The organism is Spectribacter hydrogenoxidans (assembly GCF_031846275.1).
GTDB lineage: Bacteria > Pseudomonadota > Gammaproteobacteria > Nevskiales > Salinisphaeraceae > Spectribacter > Spectribacter hydrogenoxidans.
Map to the genome: position 1 here is coordinate 99208 of NZ_JAVRIB010000009.1, position 11887 is coordinate 111094.

Genomic DNA, 11887 nt, shown 5'->3' on the forward strand with positions numbered 1-11887 from the left:
TGGGGCACGCGGTTGGCAGCCCCGCCGGTTGCCGGCCGGGTGCCCCGCGCCCGGCCCATTGCCGGGAGGGCGCTTCAGGTTCGGCAAATACGCCGGGAATCGGCTATTATGGCCGGCTTTTCCCGGCGATTTTCACGCGACATGAGCCATAACCTGTCCGATCGCGAGCTGCCGTTTCCGCTGGCCCGCATCGGCATTATCGGCGGCGGCCAGCTCGGCCGCATGATGGTGCGCAAGGCCACCCAGCTGGGGTTTTCCGCCATCGTGCTGGATCCGACGCCGAATTCGCCGGCCGGCCAGGTCGCTGGCCACCAGATCGTGGGCGATTTCTTCGACCCGGCCAAGCTGCGCGAGCTGGCCGAACTGTCGAACGTGACCACCTTCGACATCGAATCCATCGACTCGAAGGCGCTGGAAGAGCTGGTGGCCGAGGGGTTCAGCATCCTCCCGTCGCCGCGACTGCTGGCCAGCATCCAGAACAAGCTGACGCAGAAGCGGATGCTGGCCGACAGGGGCATTGCCACCGGCCGCTTTGTGGAACTGGACCAGCCCACGCCGGCAGCCCTGGCCGAGTTCGGCTACCCGCTGGTGCAGAAGGCCCAGCGCGGCGGTTACGACGGCCGCGGGGTGGAAATCTTCCATGACGACACCGACCCGGAGCGCATCCTGCCGGTGCCCAGCCTGCTGGAGGAATACGTCGACTGCGACAGGGAGTTGGCGGTGATGGTCGCGCGCGGGCTGGACGGCACCACGCGCGCCTATCCGGTGGTCGAGATGGTGTTCGATCCGGAAGCCAACATCCTGGACCAACTCCTGGCCCCGGCCCGTATCAGTGAAGAGCAGACCCGCGCTGCCCGCGAACTGGCCATCAAAACGATCGACGCCATCGATGGCGTCGGCGTGTTCGGCGTGGAGCTGTTCCTGGCCAAGGACGGCCGCCTGCTGGTCAACGAGATCGCCCCGCGCACGCACAACTCCGGGCACTACACCATCGAGGCCTGCGTGACCGACCAGTTCGAGCAGCAGATCCGCGCCATCACCGGTCTGCCGCTGGGCTCGACCGAGCAGGTGCAGCCAGCGGTGATGATCAACCTGCTGGGTGAGCCGGGTTACAGTGGTCGTACCATTGTCGAGGGCCTCAGCGATGCGCTGGCCGTCGAGGGCGCGGCGGTGCACATCTACGGCAAGGCGGAATCCCAGCCAGGCCGGAAAATGGGTCACGTGACCGTGGTCGACCGCAGCATTGAAGCGGCCGGCGCCAAGGCGGAACGGATACGCCAGGTTCTGAAGATTCGTGGAGAGCGCCCCCTATGACAACGGAACAACAGCCGCTGGTCGGCATCATCATGGGCAGCGACTCCGATCTGCCGGTGATGCAGAAGGCGGCCGACATGCTCGACCAGCTGGCGGTGCCGTATGAGCTGACCATCGTGTCCGCCCATCGCACGCCACAGCGTCTTTACGACTACGCCACCGGTGCCGAGGATCGCGGCTTGCGGGTGATCATCGCCGGTGCCGGCGGCGCCGCGCACCTGCCGGGCATGGCCGCGGCCATGACGCCGCTGCCGGTGATCGGCGTGCCGGTCAACGTCACCGCGCTCAGCGGCCAGGATTCGCTGCTGTCCATCGTGCAGATGCCGGCCGGCGTGCCGGTGGCCACCGTGGCTATCGACAACGCCACCAATGCCGGCCTGCTGGCCGCGCAGATTCTCGGCACCGGCGATAGCACGCTGCGGGATCGCGTCAGGGCCTATCGCAAGACGCTGGAAGAAAAGGTGCTGACCAAGGCCCAGGACCTGACCCGCCGCGGCGGATAACCGGACGGACGCAACGACCGGCGGTTTCCGCCCGATGCCCATTGTGTGGCAGATTCGCGGTATGGACTGGCGAATCCGACTGACCATGCTCGTGCTTGCACTGGCCCCCGGCCTGCCGGTGGCGGCGGGCGAGGCGGAGGATCCGCGGGCCTTCATCGAGTTCGGGCACGAGTACGCCTCCGCCTGCACCCGCCACCGCGCCGAGATGCGGCTGGTGGCCAACACCCACGAAGCCCGCGCCATCGAAATCGTGCTGTGGCGCTATCTGGGCGATACCCGCAGCCAGGGCCGCAGCGTCAAGACACTGGCGCCGGGCGCCGACCCGGAACCGCTGGGCTGCACCAAGGCCAACGGGCTGGAACGGCGCTGGGAAATCGAGCGGATCGACTTCGTACGCTGATTTTCCGGACAATATCGACGCCCGGGAATGGGTTGTTCGACGGTTGGATGCTGGTGGCCACACGGGTGGAACGATAACTGCAACGACTCCGGTAAGCGCCATCATCTTGCCGACGGCGCCGGGTGTTTGCTGTGCGCCTGGTGCCGCATACTGCGTAAGACAACGCTTTCACGAACCGGGGACTGCATTGGTGACAACGGTTAGCGCCAGGCGCCGATCACTGCTGCGGGCAGTCGTTGCGACTGCCGGCGCGTTTCTGCTGGCGCTGGTCTTATTCCAGACGCTGGTCTGGCAGCAGGGCCAGGAGCGCCAGCATCAGGAGCGTGAGCGAGTGGTCGAACACGCGGCCAGTCTGCGCTCACGGCTGGATACGGGGTTGAGTTCGACGCTGTATCTCGCCAACGGGCTGGTGGCCCTGATCCGCGGGGTGGACAACCCCACCCCGACGCAATACCGGGGGGCATTGCGCGCCCTGCACGATGCCGATCCGCGGGTGCGCAACATCGGCCTCGCCCCGGACAACCGGATTGCCTACGTGCACCCGCTCGAAGGCAATGAAAAGGCCATCGGGCTGCGTTTGGACAACCAGAAGGATCAGTGGCCGAGCGTTCGCCGGGCCATCGAAAGCCGCAGTTCGGTGGTGGCGGGGCCGGTCGATCTCGTCCAGGGTGGCCGCGGCATCATCCACCGCACACCCGTTTTCCTCGAAGATGGCGACTACTGGGGGATGATATCGATCGTGATCGACATCCCGCGGCTGCTCGACTACGTCGGTCTGGCGCCGGAAGTGGATGGCATCCGCTACTGGCTGCTGGGCGATGCCGACGGCAGCGGTGGGCGCGGGCGTTTGGCGGGCCAGGGTGACGTCCCCGCCGATGCGGTGTCCATGCCGATCAGCCTGCCGGGCGCATCCTGGCAGCTGCTGGCGGCGCCGGTCGACGGCTGGCGTCCGCAAGCCGGCTATGTCTGGACCTGGCGGCTGGCCGGTCTGGTACTGGCGGGTCTGGTGGCCTGGGTGGTCTGGCTGCTGATCCGCGCGAATCAGCGCCACCGGGCGATGGCCGGCGCCATGCAGCGGCTCAATGACGAACTGGTGATGAAGAACACCGAACTGACCCAGTTGTCGCGCCACGATGGCCTGACTGGTCTGTCCAACCGGCGGCACTTCGATGACGTCTACGCCAAGGCCTGGGCCAGGGCGTGGCGCCAGCGCCGTGCCATTCACGTGCTGATCATCGATTTCGACAACTTCAAGGCGATCAATGATCGTTACGGCCATGTCGCCGGGGATGCCTGTCTGATTGGTGGTGCCGCTGCCATCCGGCGAGCCGTGGGCCGGGGCGAGGATCTGGTGGCGCGCTCCGGTGGCGAGGAGTTCGCCGTCGTGATCGAGAATGCCGATGCCGCCGCCGTGGATCTTCTGGCCGAACGCATCCGCCGTGAAGTCGCGGCGGCGTTAATCGATGCGCCCGGGCAGCTCGAGCCGCTGTCGCTGACCGCCAGCATCGGTGTGGCCGGCGCCGTGCCGAACGGCCCCGATGGCGGCGCCGATCTGTACCGCGAGGCCGATGGGGCGCTGTATCGGGCCAAGCGGCAGGGCCGCAACCGCGTGTGCTGGGCCGAAAGCCGTGGATGAAAGTGTCCGGCGCGCGATGGCGCGCCTGCCCAACGTGCCGGACCTCTACGGCTGGCTGCACCTGGACCGGCGCGGGCGCTGGTTTGTCAATGGCGAGCGCATCACCCACCCGCGCATCCTGGCCTTCATGGCCCGCAACTACGCGGTGGATGATCGTGGCTGCTGGTTCTTCCAGAACGGGCCGCAGCGGGGCTACGTCAGCCTGGAATACACCCCGTTGATCCTGCGGGTGGACAGCGCGGGCGACCTGATCACGCATACCGGCTTTCCGGTGACCACCATCCACCGGATCTGCCTGGACGAGCAGGGCAGCCTGGTGGCGGACACGCCGCTTGGCGCGGGCGTGATCGACGACCATGATCTGGCATGGGCGCTATCGCGCCTGCGCCACGGGGATGATCCCGCCGATGATACGGCCATTGCCGATGCCCTTGCACTGCCCGGCGGCACGGCTACGTCGCTGTGGTTCACGTTTGCGGGGGATTCGGTAGAAGTGGGCCGGGTGGATGCCGATGCGTTACCCGCGGCGCTGAGTTTCGTCCGTGAGCCGTCAGCCTCGTAACGGATTCCGGCCAAACCGCAGGGTGCAATTTATTGCGCCGGCCCGATGATCCGCAACTGACCCGACTGGGCGCAATCGCCTACCCGCTGGCCCGCATTCCCCCGCCGGAACCCGGGCCGGTGGGCGGCGTCCACACGTTGCGGATCGCCTGCCGCCCACGTTCCGGAAAATCGTCGGAAAACCGCAGCCGCGCATGGCGACCTGCGCCCTTGCATTCGATTTTTCCGCGGTCGATGCCGTGCAGGGTAGCGATATCCTGCACCGCGTTGAGAAAACGCGGCGGCGGTTTGCCGACGGCGACATGCACGCCCTCGGCGTCGATGCGCAATCGGTAGGTCAGCCGGAAACGGTCGAACATGCGGGGCAGCCCCGGGTCAGTCGGTGGATGTGGCGGCGGCCGCGGCCCGCCGCCGCTCGCGAAAGAATGCCCAGATCGCGGCGTTGGCGTCGATCACCTCGGTAGCGGGGCCCAGAATGCGCGTCAGCGCGGGCTCGGCACCCGGCCAGACGTGGCCCGCGCCGGACAGCTGCCACAACTGAACCGTGGCGCCAGCGGGGCAGTCGGCGTAGCTCAGCCGCACCGCCCGGTGTTCGGTGTCGGGGCCGCGCCAGGTCCGTTCCTCGTCGGTTGCCGCCCGCGCAGGTCGGCAGCCATTGCGTTCGGCCCAGGCGGTGAGCGAGGCATTCACGGGCGGATGGTGGACGCGTGTTCGCGTCAGGGGAAAGGGCGGCCCCAGCCCGCCGTCAAACAGCGCCCGCGGATCGTCACGGCTGTGGATGTGCAGGATCGGCACCGGGGTGCCGCCGGCATCGGTCGGCGCGATGATACCGGCGATCGGTGCCACCGCCGCCAGGCGATCTCCCAGCGCCTGCGCCAGCCGGTAGGTCATCATGGCACCGTTGGACAGGCCGGTGGCGTAGATGCGCTGCGGGTCGGCGGGCAGGGTCTCGATCAATCGGTCGATCAGCGCGGCCACGAAGCCGACATCGTCCACGTTCTCCCGGGCGGCATGGCCACAGCAGTCGCCCGCATTCCAGGTGTGCAGGCGCCCGAGGATGCCGCCGGTGCCGTCGGGGTAGACGGTGACGAAACCCTCGCGCCCGCCCAGTTCATGCAGCCGGCTGTAATCCTGCTGGTTGGCGGCATGACCGCCGCCGCCGTGGAAATTGAGGACCACCGGCCACGGCGGTTCACCCGCGTCGTCCGGCACATGGACCAGCGCCTGGCGCTGCCGACCGTCGTGTTCCAGTTCGAGCGTGTGTACGCCCGGGTCCAGTGCCGCCGCGGGCAGGGCGACAATCCAGATTATCAGCGCCAGCCATCCCGCGCGGCGGCGGTTCCCGGTTGCCGGCATCCCTGCCGTACGCATGAGAGCCGACTCAGAACATCAGCGCATAGGGCCCGCCCCGTTCCAGGGCGCGCTGGTAGGCGGGCCGCGCATGAATGCGCTTGAGAAAGGCCGAGAGGTTGGGGAAATCCTCCAGGCTGGTGCGGGCCTGGGCGGCTTCCAGCGGGAAGCTGAGCATGATATCGGCGGCACTCAGGTCGGCGCCGGCGAACCAGTCGCGGCCGGTGAGTTCGCCTTCCAGAAACGCCAGATTCTCGGCGATGCGGGGGTCCAGGAACTGCTGGCCCACGCCATAGGCCAGCAGCCCGCCGAACGGCCGCAACGGCAGCGGTACCGGCTTCGAGCCCAGCTTCGAGAAGATCAGCTTCATCACCAGCAGCGGCATCAGCGTGCCCTCGGCGTAATGCAGCCAGTAGGTGTAGCGCAGGCGCTCCTCGTCGTCATCCGGCACCAGCAGGCCGCCCGCCCGGCTGGTCCGGTACTCGATGATGGCGCCGGTTTCGGCCACCGTCCGCTGGCCGTCCACGATCACCGGCGACCGGCCCAGGGGATGCACCTGCTTGAGCTCGGGCGGGGCCAGCATGGTCTTGCGGTCACGCTCGTGCCGTACCACCTCGTAGGTCAGATCCAGCTCCTCGAGCAGCCATAGCACCCGCTGGGAGCGCGAATTTTCCAGATGATGGACGGTGATCATGGGCGTGGCCGATAGCTGTGGACGTGGGGCGCAAGGATATCGGCGGGCCGCGGGCAATGCGAGTCATGCCCGTGGGACAATGCCGTATGTCCGTCGACGACAAGCCCTTCGCCCCGGCCTGCGAGCGCAATCGCGAGCCGATTCTGGCAGTACTGCGGCGCTATCTGGCTGATTGCCGCAGTGTGCTGGAGATCGGCAGCGGTACCGGCCAGCACGCGGTTCATTTCGGCGCCGCCATGCCGCATCTGGTGTGGCAAACCAGCGATGTGGCCGCCAACCACCCCGGCATCCGGGCCTGGCTGGAGGAGGCTGGTCTGCCCAACGTGCGGGAACCGCTGGCGCTGGATGTCACCGGCGACTGGCCCGCAGGTGACTACGACGCGCTGTTCAGTGCCAACACCCTGCACATCATGGACTGGTCGGCGGTCCGGGCATTCTTCAACGGTGTGGGTGATGTCCTGGCGCCGGGCGGCTGGCTGATTATCTACGGGCCGTTTCATGATGATGGCCGGCCCACCGGAGAGGGCAATGCCCGTTTCGACGCGTCGCTGCGGGCGCAGCCCGGCGGCATGGGGATTCGCGATGTCGTCGATGTCGATCGACTGGCGGCGCAGGTCGGTCTGCGTCTGTCAGATGACGTGGCAATGCCGGCGGATAATCGGTGTCTGGTCTGGTGTCGGGATGAGGGCGTTGGTTGAGTCGTTGCGGCTATTCATTGGCCGTAGGGCGCCATTCATGGCGCCTGCCCGATCGATCTGGCGGGGCCGTCAACAGCTTTCGTGCAGGACTTGCGTTGGTGGGTTGTTCTGATTCCCGGAGTGGAAGAATTTCGCCCTGAAGGGCGAGTCCCTTTTCTTTGCGTCGCCAAAGAAAAGAGACGAAAAGAAAGGCGACCCGGACCGCTGGTCCCCCGGTCAGCGAAAGCTGACCGGGGCATTCCCGCCCGGCCGCCGGGCCATGGCCGGGTCGCGCCGACGGCACGTCAGTGTGCCGGCGGCGCTAAGCCGGACGTCCTGTCCGGCTTACCCTATGGCCCACCGGCCGGGCGGCAAGCGCTAACGGGAGGGAAGAGGCAGCCACATTTGGATTGGGCAGATCTTCTTTCCCGTCGGGACGAGCCGAGCACTGCAGGGCGGCGAGGTCCCAGGCCCGAAGGGGCGCGCACAGGAAGTGCGCGCGGTTTTCGCCGGCACACGGAGGTGCCGTCGAAACACCCCCTCGCCGACCGAAGCGCACAGGGCATCCTGCCTCGAACCCCGTTCGAGGCAGGACTCGCCCGCCGGAAGCGCTTCTTTGGTGACTTTCTTGTCGCACAAGAAAGTTACCCGGCCCGCTTCAGCGGGGCGGAAATCTTCCGATCTTTGTTTCAAACGGATCTCGGAAAACCGGTTTTCTCATTACCAAAAAGAAAGCCCGCCGAAGCGGGCTTTGTCGTCACGACTGAGGGACAGCCTATTCGTCGAACATGCCCCTCAGATTATCCAGCCCCGCCTTGTAGACCCCGTTGATGGTCTCGGTGGCAGTGGCGTCGTCCGCGCCCGCGGCATTGAAGGTGCCGCTCCAGCTGACGTTGCTGCTGTTGTCGCCGGCCGGCATCACCGTGATGGTGGCGCGGTAGTCGGACACGGGCAGCACGCCATCGATGATGGTGTAGGTGTAGCTCATGCCCTCGGCGTCGTAGGACTGCAGTTCCTCGGTGACGGTGCCGCCGTCGCCGCCCAGGGTCAGCAGGCGCTGGGCGCCGGGTTCGTTGTTGGCGCCGGTGGTGATTTCGGTGTCGGCAACGGCCGGATGCCAGCTGTCGAGGTCATCGAAATTGCCGATGGCTTCCCAGACATCCGCGGCCGGCGCGGCGATGGTGGCGGACTGGCTGGCGCTGAGGCTGCTGTCGCCGGCGCTGCAGGCGCCGAGCAACAGGGTGCCGGCGGCCGCGGAAAGTATTGCAATACTGCGGGACATGTAAGGTCTCCTCCCTTGGATTTGTGGTGGGCCGCCGGTTGTCCGTATCTTGTGCGCAGGCGGCCGGTGAACAGTTTCGCAAATGCGGGACTCAAAAGCGACGCAGCTGGTCACCCCAGGCCTTCAGGTCCAGCAGAATCTGCATTTTGGCGGCGTCACCGTCGATGTGATCGGGCAGCTGCGCCAGCAGTTCGTCGTAATCGTCCAGGGTGAGACCGCCGTCCGGGGCGTGGGTCAGACGCCGTTCCCGCCAGCTCTGCCATTCCTCGCGATCCCCGGCATCCAGGGTATCGGGGAAATAGCGGGCGCGGTAGCGGAATAGCAGTTCGCGTAGGCGCGGGTCTTCGAACGCGGGCGGGTCGGCGGCCAGCTCGGCGCCGTCGGCACGGCGCACCCGTTCGCAGGCGGCGCGGTCGGCATCCGGCACGAAACCGCCGTACAGGTCCTGCTCCGGGTCTCGCTGGTCATCGAACTCGCCCTTGGCGAACACCGCCTGCACCTTGGCGCTGACGGTGTCGATATCCGCCATCAGCGCATCGCGGTGGCGGCGCAGGGTATCGCCGTCCAGTTGCAGCCGCTGGGCTTCGGCGGGACTGAGCATGCCGGCCGGGGCCAGCACCGGGCACTTGTTGATGTGGATGCCCTTGAGCGGGATGCGCGCCACACCCTCCGGCAGGTCGGCGGCGGGGGTGAACAGCCGTTCGTGGATGTCCTCGGGCGGCAGGGTCAGCAACTCGGACGGATCGTGGCGCAGGTCGAACGCGATCACCGCGTTGCGGTTCACCGGATGGGCAACAACCGGCATCACCAGGCTGAGGCAGCCCAGTTCGGCCGGGAACTTCTCGGACACGTGCAGCACCGGCCGGTGGTTGTCCACGTCCAGCAATGCCCGGGCGGACGCCTTGTCGCGGTTGGCCTGGACGAACTCGTACAGCCGCGGCTGGCGCTCGCGGATCAGACGGGCCAGGCCGATGGTGGCGTGCACATCGGACAGGGCGTCATGGGCCCGCGCCTGTTCCAGGTTGTTGGCGGCGGCCAGGTGTTCCAGCTTGAAGCTGGGGGCGCCGTCGTCGCGGGTCGGCCACTCGATGCCGTCCGGGCGCAGGGCGTAGGTCAGGCGCACCATGTCGATGATGTCCCAGCGCGAGCAGCCGTCGGCCCATTCCCGCCGGTAGGGGTCGAAGAAGTTGCGCCACAGGGCGTGGCGGGTGATCTCGTCGTCGAAGCGCAGGCTGTTGTAGCCGACCCCGCAGGTGCCGGGCCGCGCCAGTTCGGCATGGATGGCGGCGATGAACTCGGGTTCGGGCAGACCCTCGCGTTCGGCTTTCTGCGGGGTGATGCCGGTGATAAGGCAGGCGGCGGGTTCGGGCAGCCGGTCGGTCGGCGGCTGGCAGTAGACCACCAGCGGATCGCCGATGACATTGAAGTCCGCGTCGGTGCGGATGCCGGCGAACTGCGACGGCCAGTCGAAGCGCGGGTTGGCGCCGAAGGTTTCGTAGTCATGCCAGTAATAGGTGGTGGCGGCCATGGTCAGGCCTCCTCCAGTTCGCTGGCGCAGTCCATCCAGCGCTGTTCGATGTCGTCCCGGGTCTTGCGCAGCCGGCCCTGCTCGGTGGTCAGGCGGGCGGCCCGTTCGCGGTTTTCCGGGGCGTAGAGCTCGGGATCGGCCAGTTGCTTTTCGAGGTCGTCCAGCTGCCGGGTCACGCGGTCGAGTTCGCGTTCCAGTTTCTTGAGTTCATTGCGCAGCGGCTTTTCCCGCGCCCGCTGGTCGGCCGCGGCCTGGCGGGCCTCGCGGCCACTGGGCCGGGCCGGTTCGGGTTCGGCGGGCGCGGCAGGGGCTGCGCCGCCCTCGGCGTTGGGCTGCTGGGCCCGCAGCCAGCGTGCGTAGTCGTCCAGATCGCCGTCGAAGGGTTCGCAGCGGCCGTCGGCCACCCGCCACAGCTGATCGCAGGTGGCGTCGATCAGGTGCCGGTCATGGGCGACCAGCACCACGGCCCCGGCGAAATCCTGCAGCGCGCGCTCCAGCGCCTGGCGCATGTCCAGGTCCAGATGGTTGGTGGGTTCGTCCAGCAGCAGCAGGTTGGGCTCGGTGTACACCACCATGGCCAGGGCCAGCCGCGCCTTTTCGCCGCCGGAGAACGGGGCCACCGGCGCCAGTGCCTTGTCGCCGTGGAAGTCGAAGCCACCCAGGAAGTTGCGCAGCTGCTGCTCGGTGGCCGCGGGGTTCATCCGCTGCAGATGGGTGAGGGCGCTGGCCTGATGGTCGAGCTGTTCCAGCTGGTGCTGGGCGAAGTAGCCCACCTTGAGATAGCAGTCGCGTCCCACCGGCTCGGCCAGCGACGGCTGCTCGCCGGCCAGCAGCCGCATCACGGTGGATTTGCCGGCGCCGTTGCGCCCGAGCAGGGCCAGCCGGTCGCCCGGGGCGATGGTCAGCTTCATCCCTGCCACCACTGGGGTGTTGTTGTAGCCGGCGGCGGCGCCGTCCAGCCGCAACAGCCAGGTGGGCAGGCGCTTGGGCTCGGCGAAGGCGAACGTGAACGGGCTATCCCAGTGGGCCGGGGCCACGGTTTCCATGCGTTCCAGTTGCTTGAGCCGGCTCTGGGCCTGCTTGGCCTTGGTCGCCTTGTAACGGAAGCGGTCGACGAACGCCTGCAGGTGGGCGCGGCGCTTGGCCTGGTTTTCGTATTGGGCCTGCTGCTGTTCCAGCTTTTCCGCCCGGCGTACCTCGAAGGCCGAGTAGTTGCCGGTGTAGAGCACGCCCCGCTTGCCCTCCAGATGCAGTATCTGCCCGGCCACCGCGTCGAGGAAGTCGCGGTCGTGGGAAATCACCAGCAGAGTGCCGGGGTAGCGGGACAGGAATTCCTGCAGCCACAGCACCGCGTCCAGATCGAGATGGTTGGTGGGCTCGTCCAGCAGCATCAGGTCCGACCGGCACATCAGTGCCTGCGCCAGATTCAGCCGCATGCGCCAGCCGCCGGAGAAGCTGTTGATCGGCCGGTCGAAGGTGTCCGGCGCGAAGCCCAGCCCGTGCAGCAGGCGGGCCGCCCGGGCGCGCCCGGCATAGCCGCCGATGGTATTCAGACGTTCGTGGATGTCGGCCTGGCGCGTGACGTTCTGGTCGGCCTCGGCCCGTGCCAGGTTCACCTCCAGTTCGCGCAGCTCGGTATCGCCGTCGATCACGTATTCGATGGCGGCGCGCGTGCCGGCCGGGTTTTCCTGACTGACCGTGGCCACGGTCAGGCCGGCGGGAATCTGCACCTCGCCACGGTCGGCCCCGAGCTGGCCCAGCAGCAGGGCGAACAGGCTGGATTTGCCGGTGCCATTGCGCCCGACCACGCCCACCCGCTGGCGGGCATGCACCGTCAGGCTGAGGTCCTCGAGCAGAATGTCGCGCCCGCGGCGCAGGGTGACGTTGTTGAGATTGATCATTGCGCGAGGATTTTACGCGACAACCGGCTTCGGTTCCGGCT

12 protein-coding genes are annotated in these 11887 nt (G+C 67.5%); 6 read left to right on the forward strand and 6 right to left on the reverse strand.

Annotated elements, in window-relative coordinates; all coding sequences use genetic code 11:
• The first annotated feature begins 141 nt into the window (after positions 1–141).
• The 5 genes from RM532_RS10060 to RM532_RS10080 all read left to right on the forward strand — a co-directional run bounded on the left by RM532_RS10060 (position 142) and on the right by RM532_RS10080 (position 4415).
• Positions 142–1314, forward strand: coding sequence for a 5-(carboxyamino)imidazole ribonucleotide synthase (locus tag RM532_RS10060; RefSeq protein WP_311653193.1), 1173 nt, complete (start codon positions 142–144; stop codon positions 1312–1314).
• A complete protein-coding gene (purE, locus tag RM532_RS10065; RefSeq protein ID WP_311653194.1) occupies positions 1311–1817 on the forward strand; it encodes a 5-(carboxyamino)imidazole ribonucleotide mutase in 507 nt (168 codons plus the stop codon). The genes RM532_RS10060 and purE overlap by 4 nt, the downstream gene beginning before the upstream one ends.
• 61 nt (positions 1818–1878) lie before the next feature.
• Positions 1879–2217, forward strand: a complete 339-nt coding sequence (locus tag RM532_RS10070; RefSeq protein WP_311653195.1) for a hypothetical protein — start codon at positions 1879–1881, stop codon at positions 2215–2217.
• A 190-nt stretch (positions 2218–2407) separates the two neighbouring features.
• Positions 2408–3853: a diguanylate cyclase gene (locus tag RM532_RS10075; RefSeq protein ID WP_311653196.1), complete on the forward strand. Its 1446-nt coding sequence runs from the start codon at positions 2408–2410 to the stop codon at positions 3851–3853.
• A complete protein-coding gene (locus RM532_RS10080) occupies positions 3846–4415 on the forward strand; it encodes a DUF2946 family protein (protein WP_311653197.1) in 570 nt (189 codons plus the stop codon). Before RM532_RS10075 ends, RM532_RS10080 begins: the two co-directional genes overlap by 8 nt.
• A 79-nt stretch (positions 4416–4494) precedes the next feature.
• Here RM532_RS10080 and RM532_RS10085 read toward each other — a convergent pair whose 3' ends face one another.
• From RM532_RS10085 to RM532_RS10095, 3 genes are read right to left on the reverse strand one after another with little or no spacing between them, the layout of a single operon-like run.
• Positions 4495–4773: a DUF3634 family protein gene (locus tag RM532_RS10085; protein ID WP_311653198.1), complete on the reverse strand. Its 279-nt coding sequence runs from the start codon at positions 4771–4773 to the stop codon at positions 4495–4497.
• Between the two features lie 16 nt (positions 4774–4789).
• Entirely contained in the window at positions 4790–5785 is a 996-nt protein-coding gene (locus tag RM532_RS10090; RefSeq protein ID WP_311653199.1) for a CE1 family esterase, read from the reverse strand.
• Positions 5786–5795: 10 nt separating this feature from the next.
• Positions 5796–6458, reverse strand: coding sequence for a glutathione S-transferase (locus tag RM532_RS10095; RefSeq protein ID WP_311653200.1), 663 nt, complete (start codon positions 6456–6458; stop codon positions 5796–5798).
• Between the two features lie 86 nt (positions 6459–6544).
• Here RM532_RS10095 and RM532_RS10100 point away from each other — a divergent pair, with 86 nt between their 5' ends.
• A complete protein-coding gene (locus tag RM532_RS10100) occupies positions 6545–7156 on the forward strand; it encodes a DUF938 domain-containing protein (protein WP_311653201.1) in 612 nt (203 codons plus the stop codon).
• Positions 7157–7910: 754 nt separating this feature from the next.
• Here RM532_RS10100 and RM532_RS10105 read toward each other — a convergent pair.
• The 3 genes from RM532_RS10105 to RM532_RS10115 all read right to left on the reverse strand — a co-directional run bounded on the left by RM532_RS10105 (position 7911) and on the right by RM532_RS10115 (position 11846).
• The gene (locus tag RM532_RS10105) at positions 7911–8417 is read right to left on the reverse strand and encodes an SRPBCC family protein (protein WP_311653202.1); all 507 of its coding nucleotides are present in this window, start codon (positions 8415–8417) and stop codon (positions 7911–7913) included.
• Positions 8418–8508: 91 nt separating this feature from the next.
• The gene (gene sbcB / locus RM532_RS10110) at positions 8509–9945 is read right to left on the reverse strand and encodes an exodeoxyribonuclease I (RefSeq protein ID WP_311653203.1); all 1437 of its coding nucleotides are present in this window, start codon (positions 9943–9945) and stop codon (positions 8509–8511) included.
• 2 nt (positions 9946–9947) lie between these two features.
• Complete coding sequence (locus tag RM532_RS10115) at positions 9948–11846, reverse strand: ATP-binding cassette domain-containing protein (protein WP_311653204.1); 1899 nt, start codon at positions 11844–11846, stop codon at positions 9948–9950.
• Between the last annotated feature and the right edge of the window lie 41 nt (positions 11847–11887).